At 60.0% G+C, this 21,009-nt stretch carries 17 protein-coding genes; 16 read left to right on the top strand and 1 reads right to left on the bottom strand.

All coding sequences use genetic code 11. The annotated features are described in order from the left end of the window. Positions 1-8 precede the first annotated feature (8 nt). From plsX to RBT76_11825, 16 genes are all read left to right on the top strand, one after another. Complete coding sequence (gene plsX / locus RBT76_11900; GenBank protein ID MDX9858487.1) at positions 9-1,109, top strand: phosphate acyltransferase PlsX; 1,101 nt, start codon at positions 9-11, stop codon at positions 1,107-1,109. Beyond that, positions 1,036-2,025: a beta-ketoacyl-ACP synthase III gene (locus RBT76_11895; protein ID MDX9858486.1), complete on the top strand. Its 990-nt coding sequence runs from the start codon at positions 1,036-1,038 to the stop codon at positions 2,023-2,025. Before plsX ends, RBT76_11895 begins: the two co-directional genes overlap by 74 nt. Positions 2,026-2,034: 9 nt before the next feature. Further along, on the top strand, positions 2,035-2,973 hold the full coding sequence (gene fabD / locus RBT76_11890) for an ACP S-malonyltransferase (GenBank protein MDX9858485.1): 939 nt from the start codon (positions 2,035-2,037) through the stop codon (positions 2,971-2,973). Between the two features lie 8 nt (positions 2,974-2,981). Further along, positions 2,982-3,713, top strand: a complete 732-nt coding sequence (gene fabG / locus RBT76_11885) for a 3-oxoacyl-[acyl-carrier-protein] reductase (GenBank protein ID MDX9858484.1) — start codon at positions 2,982-2,984, stop codon at positions 3,711-3,713. A gap of 37 nt (positions 3,714-3,750) precedes the next feature. Continuing rightward, positions 3,751-3,993, top strand: coding sequence for an acyl carrier protein (acpP, locus tag RBT76_11880; protein ID MDX9858483.1), 243 nt, complete (start codon positions 3,751-3,753; stop codon positions 3,991-3,993). A gap of 55 nt (positions 3,994-4,048) precedes the next feature. Beyond that, positions 4,049-5,296, top strand: coding sequence for a beta-ketoacyl-ACP synthase II (fabF, locus tag RBT76_11875; GenBank protein MDX9858482.1), 1,248 nt, complete (start codon positions 4,049-4,051; stop codon positions 5,294-5,296). Further along, positions 5,297-6,055, top strand: a complete 759-nt coding sequence (rnc, locus tag RBT76_11870) for a ribonuclease III (protein MDX9858481.1) — start codon at positions 5,297-5,299, stop codon at positions 6,053-6,055. It begins immediately after the preceding gene. A 363-nt stretch (positions 6,056-6,418) separates the two neighbouring features. Further along, entirely contained in the window at positions 6,419-6,844 is a 426-nt protein-coding gene (locus RBT76_11865) for a histidine biosynthesis protein HisIE (GenBank protein ID MDX9858480.1), read from the top strand. Between the two features lie 154 nt (positions 6,845-6,998). Beyond that, positions 6,999-7,784, top strand: coding sequence for an electron transfer flavoprotein subunit beta/FixA family protein (locus tag RBT76_11860; protein MDX9858479.1), 786 nt, complete (start codon positions 6,999-7,001; stop codon positions 7,782-7,784). Between the two features lie 112 nt (positions 7,785-7,896). After that, on the top strand, positions 7,897-10,140 hold the full coding sequence (locus RBT76_11855; GenBank protein ID MDX9858478.1) for a hypothetical protein: 2,244 nt from the start codon (positions 7,897-7,899) through the stop codon (positions 10,138-10,140). A 51-nt stretch (positions 10,141-10,191) separates the two neighbouring features. After that, positions 10,192-12,012 carry an ABC transporter ATP-binding protein gene (locus tag RBT76_11850; protein ID MDX9858477.1) on the top strand — a complete coding sequence of 607 codons (1,821 nt, stop codon included), beginning with the start codon at positions 10,192-10,194 and terminating at the stop codon, positions 12,010-12,012. Next, positions 12,012-13,841 carry an ABC transporter ATP-binding protein gene (locus RBT76_11845; protein ID MDX9858476.1) on the top strand — a complete coding sequence of 610 codons (1,830 nt, stop codon included), beginning with the start codon at positions 12,012-12,014 and terminating at the stop codon, positions 13,839-13,841. The genes RBT76_11850 and RBT76_11845 overlap by 1 nt, the downstream gene beginning before the upstream one ends. Further along, positions 13,838-14,623 carry an inositol monophosphatase family protein gene (locus tag RBT76_11840; GenBank protein MDX9858475.1) on the top strand — a complete coding sequence of 262 codons (786 nt, stop codon included), beginning with the start codon at positions 13,838-13,840 and terminating at the stop codon, positions 14,621-14,623. The genes RBT76_11845 and RBT76_11840 overlap by 4 nt, the downstream gene beginning before the upstream one ends. A 90-nt stretch (positions 14,624-14,713) precedes the next feature. Continuing rightward, entirely contained in the window at positions 14,714-16,072 is a 1,359-nt protein-coding gene (gene glmM / locus RBT76_11835) for a phosphoglucosamine mutase (protein ID MDX9858474.1), read from the top strand. Positions 16,073-16,087: 15 nt separating this feature from the next. Then, the gene (glmS, locus tag RBT76_11830) at positions 16,088-17,914 is read left to right on the top strand and encodes a glutamine--fructose-6-phosphate transaminase (isomerizing) (protein ID MDX9858473.1); all 1,827 of its coding nucleotides are present in this window, start codon (positions 16,088-16,090) and stop codon (positions 17,912-17,914) included. Between the two features lie 278 nt (positions 17,915-18,192). Then, on the top strand, positions 18,193-18,627 hold the full coding sequence (locus RBT76_11825; GenBank protein MDX9858472.1) for a DoxX family protein: 435 nt from the start codon (positions 18,193-18,195) through the stop codon (positions 18,625-18,627). A 984-nt stretch (positions 18,628-19,611) separates the two neighbouring features. On the opposite strand, the gene RBT76_11820 is transcribed toward RBT76_11825, so the two are convergent. Next, positions 19,612-20,811, bottom strand: a complete 1,200-nt coding sequence (locus RBT76_11820) for an acyl-CoA dehydrogenase family protein (GenBank protein ID MDX9858471.1) — start codon at positions 20,809-20,811, stop codon at positions 19,612-19,614. Positions 20,812-21,009: the final 198 nt, after the last annotated feature.

Below are 21,009 nucleotides of genomic sequence, written 5' to 3'. Positions count from 1 at the left end.
ACCCCACGGTGACGGCTGCGCAAACCTACACGATCGTGCTCGATGTCATGGGCGCCGACCGCGGCCCTGAGTCTATCATTCTGGGCGGGCTCGAGGCTGCGCGGATGATCGGCGACAGCCTTGTGGTCGAATTGGTCGGCGACGAAGACGCCATCCAGAAAGTGCTCGACACGCAGGACGCCGTGCCCGCCAACGTCAGCGTCCGCCACGCCGAGCAGGAGGTCCCGATGGACATGGCCGCCACCGAAGGCGTACGCCTGCGCCAGAGTTCCATCGCCGTGGGCATCCGTCAGGTGAAACAGGGGAAAGCGCACGCGTTTGTGTCGCCGGGAAACACCGGCGCCGTCATGGCCACGTCGCTGCTGACCCTCGGCCGCATTCCCGGCGTCAGTCGCCCCGCCATTACGTCCACCTTTCCCACCAGCACCGGCAAACCGTGTATAGTTCTCGACGTCGGAGCCAACGCCGACTGCAAGCCGCAGCACTTGTCCCAGTTCGCGGTGATGGGCTCGGTCTACGCGCAGGTCAGTTTCCGCGTGCAGGCGCCGAGAGTCGGGCTGATTTCGATCGGTGAAGAGCGGAGCAAAGGCAACGAACTGATCTTCTCGGCACGCGAGCTGCTGAAAGACTCGCAAATCAATTTCGTCGGCAACATCGAGGGCCGCGACATATTGTCGGGCGTGGTTGATGTCGCCGTCACCGACGGCTTCACCGGGAATATCCTTTTGAAATTCGCGGAGTCGATCCAGCCGATGCTGGCGACTGCCATCAAGCGCCAGATTCAGACCAACATCTTCTCGAGATTCGGCGTGATGATGATGCTGCCATTCATGCGGCGCATGAAAAACACCTTCGATTACGCACAGTGGGGAGGCGCGCCGCTTCTCGGCGTCAACGGCGTTATCGTGATCTGTCACGGCTCCTCCAGCGCCAAAGCGATCCGCAACGCCGTCGCCGGCGCCCATCGCATGGCCCAGCAGGACATCACCGTGCGGCTCAGGGATGAGCTGATCACCAACCACTTTGGAATTGAGAATGGCTCAAAAGGCAAAGGCGAGGATATCGGGAACGGGGTCATATATACCTCCGCACCGGATGACCAACGCTGATTTCGAGAAGATAGTCGACACATCTGACGAGTGGATCACCACTCGCACCGGTATCAAAGAACGACGAATCGCTCGCGACTCTATCCAGACGTCAGATATGGCGCTGGAGGCATGTCGGCGTGCGCTCGATATGGCCGGCTGCGCTGCGGACGAAGTGGACGCGCTCATCGTGGGAACCGTCACCCCCGATTACCCCCTGCCGTCGACCGCCTGCGTCGTGCAGGAAAAAATGGCCATGCCGAATGCGGTCGCTTTTGATGTCGTTGCCGCCTGTGCGGGCTTCATCAACGGTGTATCGATCGCCCGCGCCATGATCGAAACCGGAGCCGCCCGAAAAATCCTCGTCGCCGGGTCCGAAAAGCTGTCCTCGATCACCAATTACGGAGACCGCGGCACCTGTGTGCTTTTCGGCGACGGCGCCGGCGCGGTCGTCCTCGAAGAATCGCACGGCGACTCCGGCGTCCTGGGCACTTTCCTCCGCTCCGACGGAAGCATGCGCAAGTGGCTATGGATCGAATCCGGCGGCACCTGCCGCCCGGTTACGCCCGACTTCGCGTTCGACAACTCGAACAAGATCGTGATGAACGGGTCCGATATTTTCAAAGTCGCCGTTCGGGAGATGACCAGGGCGTGCCTGAAAGTGCTCGACGACTGCTCGCTGACCGCGGATGATGTCGCGCTGGTCGTCCCGCATCAGGCGAATATCCGTATCATCGAAGGCGTCGCGAAACGACTCAACATCGGTCTCGACCGATTCTTTCTGAATATAGATCGCTATGGAAATACGTCAGCGGCCTCCGTGCCGCTGGCGCTGGACGAAGCCAACCGGGCCGGTCGCATCAAAGCGGGCGACCATGTCCTGATGGTTGCATTCGGCGGCGGACTCATCTGGGGTTCGGCGCTGGTAAAATGGTAGACATGACGCATGAACAAGACTGCTCTCTTTTTCCCCGGGCAGGCATCGCAGTATATCGGCATGGGCAAGGACCTGTACGACCACTCGGCCGAGGTGCGCCGACTGTACGAACTGGCGTCCGATGAGATAGGCGAGGATATCGCCCGGCTCTCGTTCGACGGCCCGGCCGAAGAACTGAAACGAACACGTTTCACGCAGCCGGCCATCCTGCTGCACTCGCTTGCCGTGCTGTCGGTCATGGAATCCGACGGCGTCGCGTTCGACTATGCGGCCGGACACTCCCTCGGCGAGTACGGCGCCCTGGCCGTCTGCGGCGCCCTGTCATTTGAAGATGCCGTCCGCGCCGTGGTCCGACGGGCCGCATTAATGGAGGACGCCTGCGTCGCCAATCCGGGAACTATGGCCGCCGTCATGGGTTTGAGTGAGGAGCAGATCGCCGATGTGTGCAGGCAGGCGTCGAGCGCCGGAATCGTCGTACCGGCCAATTATAACTCCGACGCTCAGATTGTTGTTTCGGGAGCGGTCGCAGGAGTCGAAAAAGCCGCCGAACTTGCCAGACAGGCAGGCGCCAAACGGGCGATTGTGCTCGAGGTGGGCGGCGCGTTTCATTCTCCGCTTATGGAGCCGGCCAGGGAAGGCCTCGAGTCGTACCTCGCCGATGTCGCCATCAACGCCCCCGCGCGACCCGTTATCGCCAATGTTACGGCCGACGAAGCTCGCGACGGCGCCGAAATCCGCCGGCTTTTGGTGCAGCAGATTACCGCGCCGGTCCGGTGGGCACAGACCATGACGTTCTTGCGCGACCGAGGCGTGACTCGTATAATCGAGATCGGCCCCGGCAAGGTGCTCACCGGCCTCGCTCGTCGGGAGATGAAACCCGAGCAGTCGATCAACCTCGACCGGCTCGAAGACATCCATGTGTTCGCCGCGGCGAACGTCGAAAACTGAGGATTACAGTGGACTTTACCGGAAAAACCGTAGTGGTCACCGGCTCCGGCCGGGGGATAGGCCGGACGATCGCCGAGCGGTTTGCCGCCCTTGGCGGTACCGTCGTTATCAGCGATCTGGACGAGGGCGTGGTTCAGGATGTGGCGTCGCAAATCGGCCGGGGTGCGATCGGCATCGCCGCCAATGTTACCAATTCCGATGATGTTACGCGGCTGATGGATACGACCCGGGACCGGTGCGGATCGGTCGACGTTGTCGTTAATAACGCCGGAATAACGCGCGATACCCTCATGATCCGGATGGACGAGAAGGACTGGGATATGGTGCTTGACATCAATCTGAAGGGAGCCTTTCTTGTCACGAAAGCCGCGTCGCGAATCATGATGAAACAACGCCGCGGACGCATCATTAATATAAGCTCGGTTGTCGGCATCATCGGAAACGCCGGCCAGGCCAACTACTCGGCGTCGAAAGCCGGTCTGATCGGCCTGACGAAGTCGGCAGCAAAAGAACTAGCGTCCCGGGGCGTCACGGTCAACGCCGTCGCGCCAGGGTATATCGAAACCGACATGACCAAAAACTTGCCGGAAGCGGCGCGCGAGGAATTCATGCGCAATATCGCGCTCAACCGTCCGGGGTCGCCCGATGACGTCGCATCGGCCGTCCTCTTTTTTGCGTCCGACGAAGCCGCCTATATCACCGGCCAGGTCCTTGCCGTCGACGGCGGCCTTACCATGTAACAAATACTGAACACCTGTCGCATACAAAAGGAGTACGATCATGTCTGTTGAGGAGAGAGTGAAGGAAATCATTGTCGAGCAGCTTGGCGTCGACGCAGCCCAGGTTACCGAACGGGCAAAATTCGTGGACGATCTCGGCGCCGACTCGCTTGACACCGTGGAACTGGTCATGGCGCTCGAAGAGGAATTTTCGCTCGAGATCCCCGATGAAGACGCCGAGAAGATAACCTCCGTCGGCGAAGCCATCGACTATATTAAAGCGAACGGAAAGGCCGACTGAGCGACCGCCGGCCGCTCGGCTGTCGCAGGTATCCGACCTTCTGTCGCGTGAGCCTATGAGTATACGAACCGTCATCACCGGCATGGGTATCATCACCCCGCTCGGCCACGACCTGGATGTATTCTGGAGTGCGTTGAATCGCGGGGATTCCGGCGTGGCGACCGTGACACGCTTCGACATTTCCGATTATCCGACCAAGATCGCGGCCGAAGTCAAAGACTTCGATCCGACCGAGTTCATGGATAAAAAGGAACTGCGTCGAGTCGACCTCACGGAGCAGTACGCTATCTGTGCAACGGAGAAGGCGATTCGGCACGCCGGTCTTGACCCGACGGCGGTGGATCCGGACCGGTGCGGAGTCGTCATCGGGTCAGGTATCGGCGGCATCTCCACGTTCGAAAAACAGCACGAGAATCTTCTGACGGCCGGACCCGGCCGCGTCTCGCCGTTTTTCATTCCGATGATGATTATCGACATGTGCGCCGGGCTGGTGTCGATGCGGCTTGGTTTTCGCGGTCCCAACTACGGGACGGTGTCGGCCTGCGCCTCATCCGCCCACGCCATCATCGACGCCTTTCGCATCATCCAGCGTGGTGAAGCTGATCTGATGATCAGCGGCGGAGCCGAGGCGACCATTACGCCGACATCGATGGCCGGCTTCTGCCAGGCCAAGGCGATGTCGACCCGCAATGACGAGCCGCATCGCGCGTCGCGACCGTTCGACAAGGGGCGTGACGGCTTCGTCATGGGCGAAGGCGCCGGCATCGTCGTACTCGAATCGCTCGAGCACGCCAAAGCGCGCGGGGCCGCTATCTACGGCGAAATTCTCGGCGCCGGCATGACCGCCGACGCCTACCACATGACAGCGCCTCACCCCGAGGGGCTCGGCGCACGCAAGGCCATGGAAAACGCGCTTCGCGACGCAGGTCTGAGGCCCGACCAGATCGACTATATCAACACGCACGGAACCGCCACCGACCTGGGAGATATCGCCGAGAGCCGCGCCATCAAGGCCGTCCTGGGTGATCACGCCCGCAAGATCCCGTGTAACTCGACCAAGTCCATGACCGGACACTTGCTCGGTTCGGCCGGCGCGGTTGAGTTGATCACCACCCTTCTGTCAATCAATCACGCTCGGGTCCATCCGACGATCAATCTCGATGAACCCGACCCGGAATGTGATCTCGACTATGTTCCTCATGTCGGTCGGGACTGGAACATCACGTACGCCATGTCGAACTCCTTCGGGTTCGGCGGTCACAATGTCACACTCGTGGTCGGGAAAGCCAACGGCACTGACTAAATGAGTTTTTGGCGTCGCCTGTATTCGCTGTTCTCCGCATCGTCCCCGGGCATCTCTCAGGCGCATCTTGCCGACGTGCAGGAGATACTCGGTTATTATTTCCGAAACATCGATCTGCTCTCGCTGGCGTTGACGCATCGCAGCGCCGCCAATCACGGCGCCAACGGTTCCCACTCCAACGAGCGTCTCGAATTCCTCGGCGACTCCGTCCTCGGCCTGGTGATCGCCGACCGCCTCTACGACGACAATCCCGACATGAGCGAGGGAGATCTGACCAAGACCAAGGCGATGCTGGTCAACGAAACGACCCTGGCCGCCGTGGCGATCGAGGTCGGGCTCAACATGTGTGTGTTGATGTCTCCCGAAGAAATCCGATCGGGCGGCCGCGAACGCAATTCGATTATCGCCGATGCGTTCGAAGCGGTGATCGGCGCCGTGTATCTCGACGGCGGTTACCACGCTGCCCGCGATGTCGTGCTCCGGCTCATCTACGTTCGTCGCGATCGCATCACCCGCGATGCCTCGCAGCGCAATTTCAAAGGCGATCTCCTCGAGTTGATTCAGGCCCGCGGCGAAGGCATGCCGCACTACGACATCGTTTCCGAGCGCGGCCCCGATCACGCCAAGGAATTCCAGGTGCGGGTGACGGTCGGCGGGCAGACTGTCGGCGAAGGCGTCGGATTCTCCAAGAAAGAGGCCGAGCAGAAGGCCGCTGCCGTCGCGCTCGAATACTTTCAGACCCACCAACTCGACGACTGACACCGCATCGTGCGCGGCACGATCGTCGGTGCCCTCTTCCCGTTTCATTCGCACTCGGTGACTATCACACGCACATCCACTCGCCAGCGCAGCACACTCACTCGTGAATAGCACGGCAGCGATGCGGTCGTCGCACGCGCGCGGTCAGCGTGAATGTTGCTGCGCGAGTTGAGTGAGTCGATTGACAGATCGCTAACATACATCATGCCGACGCATTTTTTTATTGACTTTATTTTTTCATGGTCGTTATTGGTGGCAATACGGTGGTTAGGGAATCATGAGATGACTGACGTGAGTTCTCAAAACGCAATGACCATAAGCAACATCACTTGTTTCCTGTAACACCATTCAAGGAGTGATTCAATGCGCAAGGCAACCAAGAAAAAAGCGACCAAGAAGGCGACCGCGAAGAGGAAAGGCGCGTCCAGACGCAAAGTCAGCGACTGGAGCAAGGAAGACGTTGCGCTGCTTCGCAAGATGTATCGCACGACGCCGACGAAAGAGCTGGCCAAGCAGCTCAAGCGTACGGTGGCGTCGGTGCAGGCCAAGGCTCGCTCGCTGGGATTGAAGAAGGCCGTCAGGAAAGCCGCGAAGAAAGTGAAGAAGGTCGCGAAGAAGATGGCCCGGAAGGCGCGCCCGAAAAAGGCCGCGAAGAAGAAAACGACTAAGAAAGCCGCGAAGAAAAAAACGGCGAAGAAGGCTACCAAAAAAGTCGCGAAGAAGAAAGCGACGAAAAAGGCAGCCAAGAAGGCCCGGCGCCCGCGCAAGAAAGCAACGCGCAAGCGCTAAGCGCCGAACGTACGACTCGACAAGAAGAAAACCCGCCCGCACAGGCGGGTTTTTTTCACGGTCAACCCGCCCGACCGCCTCGACTTGACAAGCCCCGGCTCGTTCGCCATATTCGACTTCAGTTGTATAGTCTATCGTAACGGAAGGGTTCGCCATGAAGACGGTTGTGCTGATAAAGCAGGTGCCGGAGATCGCTCTTATCAAAGTCGACGAGGCCGCTAATCAGGTGGTTCTGCCGCAGGGACCGGGAGTGGTCAATCCATTCGACGAATACGCAGTTGAAGAAAGCCTGCGCATTAAAGAAAAAAGCGGCGGCACCTGTGCCGTCATGTGCGTCGGGACCCAGCGAGCCGAATCGGCCCTCCGCGACTGCCTCGCCCTCGGCGTGGACGAAGCGTACCTTCTGACCGACGATGCCTTTGCAGGTTCCGATCAACAGGCGATTGGACGAATCATCGCCGCCGGTCTCAAGAAACTCGGCGAATTTGATCTTGTTCTTGCCGGCAAACAGGCCATCGACTCCGATGCCGCCCAGGTTCCCGGCGCGGTCGCCGCGATCCTCGACCTGCCGCAGGCGATGTTCGTCAAAAAATTCGAAAGCATCGAAAACGGCAAAGCCGTCGTCCAGCGCTCCACGGAAGACGGTGTCGACCTGATCGAACTGCCGCTGCCCGCGGTTGTCTCAGTCGTCAAGGAGATCAACGAACCGCGCCTGCCGTCGCTGAAGGGCAAAATGGCCGCCAAAAAGAAGGAAATCGTGAAGTGGACCGCAGCCGACCTCGGGATCGACAGCGCCACGGTCGGCGCCGGGTCCGGCACGAAAACGGTCAAGGTGGCTACACCTCCGCCACGGCCGAGCGGCGAAATGATCACCGGCGACTCGCCCGACGATGTCGCCGATAAGCTGTTCAGGAAGCTGCGCGAAAATCAGGTCATCTGATCCGCACGAATTCACAAAGGCCGCCCCCGGGCGGCCTTTTTTGTTGCGCTGGACGACCGCACACTCAATGTTGACTCTCAGCGAACAACACCACTATGGCGGTCATTAACGAATGGACTGGACTGAAACGCTTACTCTTCGTTATCGAGCGATCGCACGCCGGCTCGTGTGTCTGGTGGCGCTGATCGCCGCTTCCCCGGCGAACGCCGAAGACCCGGCGCGGTACGCCGTCACGGATCTCCGTGTCGCTTACCTGTACGACAGCCCCGGCCAGATCGACTGGCCGACCCTGTACTACCTCAATGACACGTATGGCTGCCGCATCGATTTGATCCGCTTTGTCGCAGGCGGCGGCCTGTATGTGACGGAACGCTCGCTCGCCCCAAAGCAGATCTATCGGACCGATATTCACGTGCCGGCCAACCGCGATATCGCAGTCGACTCCACGCTTCGCCTTGCATTTCGTGAGCGACCGCCGGATATCGTGCTGATCGGCAGCGTAAATCCGCGCGGCGCCTTGGCGGGCGCACGGGACTATCTGAGCAAACTCGCTCCCGATCCCCGAAGCCTGTTCAACATCCAGAAGATTTACCAGCTTGCCGACAACTCGGCCGCCGGTACCGAGGCCGTCACTTTGGGCACGCGCGGGCTGTACGAGCGGTTCCGTGACCGCATGTTTCTCGAGGTCCCGGTGCTGTTCGACGAGTTCGTGTCGGATACGTACGAACCGCCTCAGATGACGCGGTATTCACTGATAGCGGCGGCCCCGCACATCGACCGCACCGAGCCCGATATAGTCGGCGCCATGCCGCAGATCCGGCTGGATCGTGTCCTTGACTCGCTTCTGACCGACGGCAAGTTGCGCGAAGCCCTCGGCAATCGCGCCCGCAATTTTATCGCGCTGTTTACGCTCGCGCAGAACGTCATCGGGGGAAAACGCGTCGAAAGCGTGGTGCAGGGCTACAAGGAACTCGTACAACTCGAATATCAGTGTCGCAGCCAGCGCACGCTGGCGGATACCCCCGGCCTGATCGCCTACCTGAACAGGCTCGTCGACCGCGCTCGCACCACGACTCTGGCCGAGATCGGAATGGTGTGGGACGGTCGGATTGCGATTCGACAGTCACCCCAGGGCCCCAAAGTCAAGTTCACCGCGCACGTCTCCGTCAATGGTCCCAAAGAAATCGAGTTGTCCTATCTCAAGTTCAATCCGTACTGGGACACGGCCGCCGTCGTTCTCGACTCGATCTCCCGCAAAATTCAGCCGCACCAGACCTATGTGCGCGAATTCCTTGTCGATGTCGATCCGCAGTACCTCGAATCAACCCGTCCGGAGTCGCTGCTGTTCACGGCGGAAATCGTCTATAGCCGTATTCCGCTGACAGTAACGTCGAGCGTCCCCCTGCGCGAAACACCCAATCTGGCTGTCTCCTTCCAGCCTGACTACCATTTCGTTCCGCCGTCCGCTCGCCTGACGGTAGACAAGGTTGTCTCATCCATGCGCTGGAAAGTCCGTATCGACAAACCGCGCTCTTATGCCGGACCGGTCCGGCTCGTGCTGGAGACGCCCCGAGGCGTTTTTGCCGGCGCCTACCGTCAGGAGATTCAGCTGGAACCGGGACGCGACAACGAAATTATCGAGATCCCGTTCTCCGTCTCGAACCTCTTTGAGATGGGAATTCAGGCACAAACGCTGGCGCTCGTGGTCGACGACCGGGTTGTGGCCGCCGACACCGGACACATTCGCATCGCCGCCTGCGAGGTCGATGACACCCGGCGAATCGCCTTTCTCGCGGATACCTCCGGCGCGCTCGAAGATGCGCTTCGAATCGCCGCGCTCGGCTTTCACGCCCTCACCGACCGCTCGCTATGGACCGCGGAACTTGATGCGTACGACGTCATCGTTGTCGGTTCCGGCGCGGCTCGGCTCTTCCCGTCGCTGCGCGACGCCAAAAGCCGGTTGGAGACGTATGTCCGCGACGGGGGATCGCTCGTCATTCTCGGACAGCCCTACGATTGGCCGGATAACGCCTTGCCCGTTTCGCTGACGCCGGAGCCGGAGTCTGTCCGGTCGGCCGACATAACCAACCGTATCCCGGCCGCCAATGTGCTCTCCCGGCCGTACGCTATCAGCATGGGCGAACTGCTGAGTTTTCTGTCCGGTCCAACCGCCGTCTCCTCAGCTGTCGTGGTCCCCGCCGAGCGCGTCCTCACGACGTCGTCAGGGGCCACCCTGCTGTCGGTGTCGCGGCTGGGCGACGGACAGATCATCTACTGCGGTCTGCCGGTACTCGAGGGTATCGCCCAACTGAACCTGGAAGCGATTCATCTTTTTGCCAATCTGCTGAACTATTAGTCGGTCGGCGTGTTATACTAGTTTCGACGAATCAAGCAGGCTGGATCGCAGATGGCACCTCATGACATGTCCGACCACTCCCCGAGCCGCTTCTCGACTATCGTGGGTTACCTCCGCGAATATAAGTCATCGCTGGTCTGGGGCGGCGTATTCATCGTCCTGGCCAACGCCCTCAGTCTTGTCAACCCGTATATCATCAACTCTGTTTTCACGATCCTCGAAGGCGAGGGCGTCCACTCGGACGGGCTCGCGCGGTACCTGAACTGGTTCGGCGCCCAGAGCGCGATGAGCATGGTGATGCACCTGGTCGGGCTGATGATCGTACTCGTGCTGGTGGCGGGCGTGTTCCGATATCTGGTCCGCCGCACGATCATCTGGACCTCGCGGCACATCGAATACCGCTTGCGCGGTCGGCTGGCCCGGCATCTGATGTCCCTGTCGCAGTCCTACTATCATCGCACCCGCACCGGTGACATCATGGCCCGCGCCACCAACGACCTCGAGGCTGTCCGGATGATGGTCGGTCCGGGGGTGATGCATATCGCCAACACCGTTGTGGGCCTGGTTATCGCCCTCGGGTTCATGCTTTCGCTCTCGCCGAAATTGACCGTGTATGCCCTTGCACCGATGCTGGTATTCCCGTACCTGGTCAACAAGCTCGGCAACCTGATCCACCGCAAGTACACGAAAATCCAGGCCAAGTTCTCGGATATGAACGTCGCCGCACAGGAGAACCTCGCCGGCGTCCGGGTCGTCAAGGCATACGGTCAGGAGGAAGCGGAAATCGAACGCTTCGCGGGAATTTCCCGCGAGTATGTCGACCTCAACCTCGGCATGGCCAAACTGCAGGGGCTGTTTTTCCCGCTCATTCATTTTCTCGCCGGCGGCATCAACCTCATTATCCTGTATTACGGCGGGCGGCTGGTGATGGCCGACGCCGTCCCGCTGGGTACGGTTGTCGCATTTTTCGCATACTCGCAGATGATGTTCTGGCCGCTGTTCGCGATGGGCTGGGTCGTCTCGCTCTATCAGCGCGGCACCGCGTCGCTCGACCGCATCAACCGCGTTTTGTTCACTGAGCCCGACGTCAAAAACAGCCGACCTACCGGGTTATACGGCGGCCCTCTGCGGGGCAAAATCGAATTTCGGAACCTGACATTCGGGTACGACACTCAGCCCGTGCTCACCGATATCAATCTGACCATTAATCCCGGTCAGACGGTCGGCGTAATGGGCATGACGGGCTCCGGCAAGACCACACTTGTTTCGCTCATCGCCCGCCTGTATCCGGTCCCGCACGGACGGCTGTTTATCGATGATATCGACATCAATGAATGGGACCTGTCCGCGCTGCGACGCCAGATCGGGTTCGCCACGCAGGAGCCGTTTTTGTTCTCCGATACGATGGCCGACAACATCCGCTTCGGAAACGACCGTGCCTCTGCCGAACTGGTTCGCGAAGCCGCCGTCGCTGCAGACCTGGCGAAAGACATAGACACTTTCCCGAATCATTTCGATACCATCGTCGGTGAGCGCGGCATCACGCTGTCGGGCGGCCAGAAACAGCGGACCGCCATCGCCCGCGCCCTCGCCGTCGATCCCGGCATTCTCGTGCTCGACGACGCCACCTCGTCGGTCGATACCGAAACCGAACACCAGATTCACCAGCGCGTCCACCGGGCCGAATCCGATCGGACCACCATCATCATCTCTCACCGCGTGTCGTCGGTCAAGGACGCCGACATGATCATTTACCTCGATGACGGTCGGATTGCCGAACAGGGCACGCACGAAGAACTGCTGGCGCTCGACGGTCACTATGCCACGCTGTATCGCTCGCAATTGCTCGAGCAGGAGATCGAGGCGCTCTGATGTCGGCCGCCAACGGATACCACGAAGAAGAAGCGCTGGGAAAAGCGTACGACTCCCGGCTCATGAAACGCCTTCTCCGGTACATGAAACCGTACCGGGGATGGGCGCTGCTGGCGGTGGTGCTGCTCTTGCTGGGGTCCGTCGGTCGGTTGGCGATGGTGAAGCTGACCCAGGTCGGCATCGATGAGCACATCACGCCGGGAGTGCTCGAGGGGTTTGATCTCATCGCCCTCGTGTTTTTTGGCCTGATGATCGTCTCCTTTATCGCCGCCGGCGTTCAGTACTACCTCACCCAGTGGCTCGGGCAAAAAGTCCAGTACGACATCCGGATGCAGATCTACCGCCATCTGCAATCGCTGCATCTCGGCTTCTTCGACAAAAACCCCGTCGGTCGCATCCTGACCCGCGTGACCAACGACGTTAACGTACTCGACGAAATGTTCTCGTCCGGCGTGGTGACGATCATCGGTGACCTCGTCATGGTCGTGCTGATCGTAACGTACATGCTGCTCGAAAACTGGAGGCTCGCGCTGGTGAGTTTCGTGGTGCTGCCGCTGCTGGTTGCCGCCACCGCCATATTCCGCGTGAAAGTCCGACAGGTCTATCGCGAGGTCCGGACGCGACTCGCCCGCCTGAATGCCTTCCTGCAGGAACACATCACCGGCATGTCGATCGTCCAGCTCTTCGTGCAGGAAAAGCGGACGTTCGACCGCTTCGATGAAATCAACACGGACCTCCGCTCCGCCCACCAGCGCTCGATCATCTACTACGCGACATTTTTCCCGACCGTCGAAGTGATCGGCGTCCTGTCGGTGGTCCTTATTCTCTACTACGGCGGGCTGCAGGTCGAATCCGATATCATGACCCTCGGACAACTGGTCGCATTCATCCAGCTCGTGGAAATGTTCTATCGCCCGATACGCGACCTCTCCGACAAGTACAACGTCCTGCAGTCGTCCATGGCCTCGTCGGAGCGCATCTTCAAGCTCCTCGATACCCCGCCCCAGATTGAAGCCCCCGCAACTCCGGCCGAAACCAACGGTCTCTCCGGGCGGATTGATGTCGAGAACCTGTGGTTCGCCTACAACGACGAAGACTGGGTGTTGCGCGACGTCACCTTCTCGGTTGCACCAAAAGAGAAAATCGCGATCGTCGGGGCCACCGGAGCAGGCAAGACCTCGCTGATCTCCCTGCTGTACCGCTTCTATGACTTCCAGAAAGGATCGATCAGTTTCGACGGGATCGATATACGCCGGTGGTCGATCCCGAAACTGCGGGGCCACATGGCCCTCGTGCTGCAGGACGTCTTTTTGTTCAGCGGCGACTACGCCGGCAATGTTCGCCTGCGCGACCAGTCGATCACGGACGACGAGGTCCGGGCGGCGCTCTCACGCGTCGGTTTCGATCGCTTCCTCGAAAGACTGCCGAACGGTATCCAATCCGAGATCCGGGAACGCGGCGCCACTCTGTCGACCGGCCAGAAACAGTTGCTCTCGTTCGCGCGCGCGCTCGCTTTCGATCCGGAAATCCTCATCCTCGACGAGGCCACCAGCTCGGTGGACACCGAAACCGAACTGCTTATCCAGCGTGCGCTCGACGAACTGCTCAAGGATCGGACGTCAATCATCATCGCTCACCGACTCTCGACAATCGAGCGGGCCGATAAAATCCTCGTCTTCCACCACGGCCAGCTTCGCGAATCCGGTCGCCACGACGAGTTGTTGAAGCAGCGGGGCATTTACTATAAGTTGTACCAGATGCAGTTCAAGCAGGAACGAGGGGCCGGGCCCTCCATCGTCTCGGAGCAGCCCACGAGCAAGAGTGTATGAGCGACAGACAGACGCGGGAACTGACCGGATATTGCCGCGAGCTCGCGGCCGGCGCCGGCGCCATCCTCAAACGGGGATTCTCCCTGTCTAAGACCATCGATTACAAAGGACGAATCGATCCCGTCACCGAATTCGACCGCAAAGCCGAACGCTATCTCGTCTCCCGGATCGAGCGACGCTACCCCGACCACGAGGTGCTGGCCGAGGAAGGTACCCAGACCGGACAACGGTCCAGTTGGCGCTGGGTGATCGACCCCCTCGACGGCACCGTTAACTTCATGCACGGCTTTCCTATCTACTGCGTCTCGATCGCCGTCGAGCGCGACGGCGTCATCGTGGCTGGAGCGGTGTTTGATCCCGAACGCAATGAAATGTTCTCCGCCGGCCTCGGGCAGGGAGCACACATTAATAAGCGTAAACTTCAGGTCTCCCGGGAACGCCGCCTGGAACGCGCCCTGCTGGCTACCGGTTTCGCCTACGACATCGGCACGGCGAAACGGAATAACCTCGGTCTCTTTGCCCGAATGGCAAAAAAGGCCCAGGGAATCCGGCGTCCCGGCTCCGCCGCGCTGGATCTCTGCTGGCTGGCAGCGGGCCGGATCGACGGCTTCTGGGAGCTGAAACTACACCCCTGGGATACTGCTGCGGCCGCGCTGGCCGTCACCGAGGCGGGGGGACGGGTCAGCCGAATCGACGGCCGCCCGTACTCCATTTATGACAAGGACCTGCTGGCCTCCAATGGCCGCCTGCACTCTGCAATGGCAGCCGTTCTGTCAGGGTAGCCCGCAGGGCCAAACTCCACTCTGCCTCGGCAGGATGTGAACAAACCGCCAAATTGATCGATACATTACTAGGATACTGGACATATCTCTATGAAGAAAAAAGAACTCAAAGAGTCGACCTCGGGTGTACGAGGGGTTATCGGCAACGGCCTCGATCCCATCCTCGTCGCCCGGTACGCCGCCGCCTTCGGCACTATGCTGAAATCCGGAACGGTCGTTCTCGGCCGCGACAGCCGAAAGACGGGTCCGATGGTGCGCGATGCGGTCGTCTCCTCCCTGCTTGCGGTGGGCATTGATGTCGTCGATATCGGTGTAGTTCCGACGCCGACCGTCGAGATTGCAGTCAAAGAACTCAAAGCCCGGGGCGGCATGTGCATCACGGCGTCACACAATCCCGCCCAATGGAACGCCCTCAAGTTTTTCAGCGACCGTGGGGACTTCGTCACTCCCGCCCAGTTTGACAAACTCAAAGCCGCCAAAGACGCCAACTCGTTTGCGTTCAAACCTCATACGGCGCTCGGGAAGCTTTCGTATAACGACCGGTTTATCGATATTCACATCCAGAAGGTGTTGGCGCTCAAAGTAGTCAATCGACCAGCGATTAAAAAAGCGCGGTTTACGGTCGTGGTTGATGCCATCAACGGGGCCGGCTCGCACGCCCTCCCCGAACTGCTGCACCGGCTCGGTGCCAGAGTCATCCGGCTGAACTGCGACGGCAACGGCGAATTCGTCCATGAACCGGAGCCAATTCCCGAGAACCTCGGGCCATTGGCCGCGGCCGTCCGCAAACACAAGGCCGACCTCGGTATGGCATGCGACCCGGACGCGGATCGGCTCGCCCTCGTAGACCACACCGGGTGCCCGATCGGCGAAGAATTGACGCTGGCCATCGCCGTCCGTCACGTCCTCAGGAAAGAAAAAGGGCCGACCGTCATCAACCTCTCGACATCGAATGTCACCGCCGAGGCCGCCCGAAAGTCCGGCTCCCGAGTGTACCTGTCAAAAGTGGGCGAAGCGAATGTCGTCGAACTCATGCGTCGGAAAAAGGCCGTAATCGGGGGAGAAGGCAACGGCGGCGTCATTTACCCGCGTTTCCACGCCGGGCGCGACAGCCTGATCGCCGCCGCCTTGACCCTGTCCGAATTGGCGACCGAAAAGAAAACGCTCGCGGACCTTGTTGAATCGTTTGGGCGTTATTATACTATGAAGACGAAGGCGGCCATGCCGGATGACTTTGATTCCCGCCTGGCCCGGCTCGAACGGGAGGTTCCGGCCCTCCTCGGCAACACGACCGTGGATCGACAGGACGGCCTCCGCTTCGACTTCGCCGACGGTTGGGTGCAGGTCCGGTCTTCGAACACTGAACCGATTTATCGACTCATCATCGAAACGAACGACGAACGTTTGACCGCCCGCCTGGGTACAAAGGTCAAATCATTCTTTAGATAGTCAGGGGCGTACGGAATGTGTGGAATTGTAGGATACGTCGGGCCACAACAGGCCCTGCCGATTCTGATGTCGGGCCTTAAGCGACTCGAGTACCGGGGATATGATTCAGCCGGCGTGGCGCTGGCCACCGATACCGGGCTTCGCATCACCAAGCAGGTCGGCAAAATCAAAATGCTGGAGCGCGCGCTCGAGGGTCAGGTAATCAACTCCTGCCAGGGCATTGCCCATACCCGCTGGGCAACCCACGGCGAGCCGAACCAGGTCAACGCTCACCCGCACTACGATGCCAAAGCGGAGATAGCCCTCGTCCATAACGGCATCGTCGAGAACTATCGCACGCTCAAGGAGTTCCTGAGCCAGAAAGGATTCGTCTTTCGGAGCGACACCGATACCGAGGTCCTCACCCACCTGATCCGCTTCAACTACAAGGGCAATCTGACCGACGCCGTCCGCGACGCCCTCAGCCAGGTCGAAGGTACCTATGGAATCGCGGTCGTGTCCTCGCTTCATCCGAACGAGATTGTCGCGGCCCGCATGGGATCACCCCTGGTCATAGGCCACGGCGTCCACGAGAATTTCGTGGCGTCCGATGTGTCCGCGATGCTCGAGCACACCAATCAGGTGGTCTACCTGGAAGACGGTGAAATCGCCACCATTACGCCCGACGACTACACCATCACCACGATTCAAAATGTCGAAATAACGCCCCATATCCAGGAAATAAGCTGGACGCTTGATGAGATCGAAAAAAGCGGCTACGACCACTTCATGCTCAAGGAGATCCACGAGCAGCCGTCCACTCTTCGCAACGCCATGCGCGGCCGCATAAATATGGAGGAAGGAATTTCCCGCCTCAACGGACTGAACCTCCAGTACGACGAGCTCAGGCGTATCAAACGCATCATCATCAGCGCCTGTGGGACTTCCTGGCACGCCGGACTTATCGGCGAGTACCTCATCGAAGAGGTCGCGCGAATACCCGTCGAGGTGGAATACGCCTCGGAATTCCGGTATCGATCCCCGATTTTTGACGACTCCAGCGTATTTTTCGCGATCAGCCAGTCGGGGGAGACCGCCGACACGCTCGCTGCGATGCGCGAGTCCAAAAAACACGGCATCACTTCCCTCGGAATCGTCAACGTGGTCGGATCGACCATTGCCCGCGAGTCCAACGGCGGCGTTTACATCCACGCCGGGCCCGAAATCGGGGTCGCATCCACCAAGGCCTTCACCTCGCAGGTGACCCTTCTGGCGCTGATCGGCAACCTGCTCGGTCGCATGCGCCACCTGTCGGTGCAGCAGGGCCAGGAACTGCTCGGCGCGCTGCAGCGCATTCCCGAACAAATCGAGTCCATCCTGGCCCGTGAGGATCATGTCAAAGACATCGCCGCCGCCTACTACAGCCACAACAATTTCCTTTACCTCGGCCGGGGGATCAACTTCCCGGTCGCTCTCGAGGGCGCCCTCAAGCTCAAGGAAATCTCGTATATCCATGCCGAGGGGTACCCGGCCGCTGAAATGAAACACGGGCCGATCGCCCTGATCGATGAAAACATGCCGGTCGTCGTTATCGCCATGAAAGACCCGGTCTACGACAAGGTGATGTCCAATATCGCCGAAGTGCGCGCCCGCAACGGACGCGTGATCGCAATCGCCACCGAAGGCGATACCGAGATCGCCCAGCGCGTCAACCATGTCATCTACCTCCCGCACACGCACCGTCTGCTCACGCCGCTCTTGTCCGTGATACCGCTGCAGCTGCTGGCGTATCATATCGCGGTGATGCGGGGATGCCATGTCGACCAGCCGCGCAATCTCGCCAAGAGCGTGACGGTCGAGTAGCCGACACGATGGCCGCAACCGGACGGGCGTCCGACGGTTGCACGGAGACAGAACTGCCGAACGGCTCAGAATTCTCTGAGCCGTTTTTCCTGTCACCCCAACCTTCAGCGCACCTCACCCTGAGCTCCTTGAAGGGCGACTACGTTTATTTAACCTGGCCTCGCCCAGCGTGTCTTCAGACTGTCGATGAACTCTGCCCGACCTGCGGGTGTTTCACTGAGGAAGCCTCGAACCGACGGCGCCCGGACGGGCGTCAACACCACAACAGGGAGCGACCGATGAAGAATCTTTTGTTCAGGACCGGCCTTGTCTCGCCCGCCGCCGACTGGGGACTGCTGTTACTTCGGCTTGGCGTCGGACTGCTCATGATTATCGGCCACGGATACGGCAAGGTCGGCCGGGTCCTAGCCGGCAATATGCAATTTGGCGATCCGCTCGGGCTTGGTCCGGGCACGTCGCTGGTCCTGGCCGCTTTCGCCGAGTTTGTGTGCTCGTTGGCCGTTATCCTCGGCCTTATGACTCGGGCGGCCGTTATCCCGCTGATCGTGACAATGTCGACCGCGGCGCTGATCGTCCATGCCGATGACCCGTTCGGGAAACAGGAGCTTCCCCTGCTGTTTCTGTCCGCCTACGTCCTGTTGTTGCTGACCGGTCCGGGCAAACTGTCGCTCGACGCTTTCATCGGCCGCAAGCTGGGTGTAAACACGAAGTAGGGACTACGCCGTGCTGTCCGGCGACCCCGCCCGACAGTCGTATCGAAGCAAGGGGCATTGTGTGCTGTCAGGCGACCCCGCCTGACAGCCCTTTGAGTGGCGTGCGTGGGGTACGTCCTCGTGCCTCGACCTCGCCATTGACGACACGCTGCAGGCGTGTCACTCCCGCGTGGGCGGGAGTCTATCTTTGATCCGTGCGTGGCGTACGTCCCCGTGCGCCGCGGAACCCAGCCATCCAAACCGTCACCACATGACGCACCGCTGCGACATGTGATCCACTCCGCACACGCGAGAGAACAGAAAAATCATTGTACAAGCGTGGTTGCGTGAGCGTTACGGGGAAATAGGTTCGTTTTGTCATTTTATGGGGGCCCCCATTTTGGACTGTTCTTCTCCGATGCAGTCGTATTGCGTTGACTGAGAGACTCCTCCAGTGTCGCAGCCGGATGATCGTCGGTCGATTTTCGGTCGCATCGATTGCATTCTCATTGGCTCCATCGTCTACTATAGGGGCCGCGCCGTTTTTACCATCGAGGCTGTAGTGAAAATGTGAGGGGGAATTAGCTCAGCGGTTCGCGTGGCGCACTGGGACGTACTCCACGCACGAGGGCTGTCAGGCGGGGTCGCCTGACAGCACTCATATTGGCTTTCTCAACAAGCCCCAAGCTGTGGGCGACCCTTGCCCCCGCCTTATCAAAAAACTGGGCGGTTCCGACCGCCCGTCGAGGGAGAGGGGAAGAATCGCACTCCTCGGAAAACGACAAAACGAACCTATTTCGCTGTAAGTCACGCGTGATCAGACTTGTACAACGAAAAAGTTCGTTTCTACCGTGTGTGTTGATACGGTACTGTGGGGGGCTATGTGATGTTATTGAGGATGATAGAGCTTGTGGTCGAGAAATCAGGCGCGGTCATCGGCACTCAATTGCGACAGGCGTGCGAACCGTGACTGAAGTCACGGCCACACGCCATAGAATCTGAAACCTACTGCTCCACCCTCGGCAGATCCCGCTCGAGCTCCGTGTCCTGCCGTGAGCCGAGCGCGTAGTCGGCCTGCATCAGCGTGTGGACCTCGCGAGTGCCTTCGTAAATCGACGCGCCCTTGGCGTTGCGATAGAACCGCTCCACCGGGTACTCATCGGAGAAGCCGTAGGCCCCGAACACCTGGACGGCGTTGGCGGCGGCTTCTTCGGCCTCTCGGCAGGCGATCCACTTGGCCAGCGAAGTCGCTTTGGTCGAGCGCTTGCCCTGGTTTTTGAGCCAGCCTGCTTTCATCCACAGGTAGGTGCTGTACTCGTACCCGGCTTCCATGTTGGCGATCATCTGCTTGACCAACTGATGTTCGGCGATCTCTACGCCAAAGGTCTTGCGCTGATGAGCGTAGCCCACGCAGGCGTCCCGGCACGCGCGAATAAGCCCGCACGATCCCGCCGCCACCGTGTAGCGCCCCTGATCGAGGCAGAACATCGCAATCTTAAACCCGGCCCCTTCCTTGTGCACGAGGTTGGCCGACGGCACGCGGACGTCCTGCATCGCGTACGACCCCGTGTCGCCCGACCGCACGCCCAGCTTTCCCTCGATCTTGCTGGTGGTCAGCCCGTCCATGCCTTTTTCGAGGATGAACGCCGAAATGCCGCTGTGATCGCGTCGGCGTTTCTTCTCCAGGTCCGTCCATGCGAAGGTCAGGAAAAAGTCGGCCGCCGTCGCCAGTGAGATCCACATTTTTTCGCCGTTCAGGATGTAATGATCACCGTCGCGAACAGCCGTCGTCTGTATGCCGACGACGTCGGAACCCGCCCCCGGCTCCGTCAGTCCAAAACAGCCGATCTTTTCGCCCCGGGCCGCCGGCGTAAGAAACTTCTGCTTCTGCTCCTCACTTGCCCACGTCAGCACCGGCAGACAATACAGGCCGATATGTACCGACAGCACTACCCGGGCCGCCGTGTCCGCGTATTCCATTTCCTCCGAGGCCAACCCGAGCGAGATGTAGTCCATGCCGAGACCGCCGTACTGCTCGGGAATACAGAAGCCAAGCAGGTTAGCCGAGGCCATGGCGTCGAGCAATTCAGGGTTCGGTTTGTGCGCCCGGTCGTACTCGCGGATTTTCGGAAGGACCACCTTCGACGCCACATTGCGGGCCATGTCACGGACAGCGAGATGATTGTCGGTAAGGGAGAAGTCTATCATGTCGGCCTTTCTGCAGATGAATTCCTCGTTGATCCGGTATATACCGCGCCCCGGATATATTGTCAACGGGGGAGGGGCCAACTCGGTTCCCACGGGTCCATGATTAATCTGTTGTCCACCATCGGGATAGGCGTCGAGACCTCCGACGGGCGAAAAATTCCGCTGTTTGGGAACCCCAAACCGGCCGATAGGGTT

It is taken from the genome of Candidatus Zixiibacteriota bacterium, from assembly GCA_034003725.1.
GTDB lineage: Bacteria > Zixibacteria > MSB-5A5 > GN15 > FEB-12 > WJMS01.
This window is presented reverse-complemented; position numbering and strand designations above follow the sequence as displayed.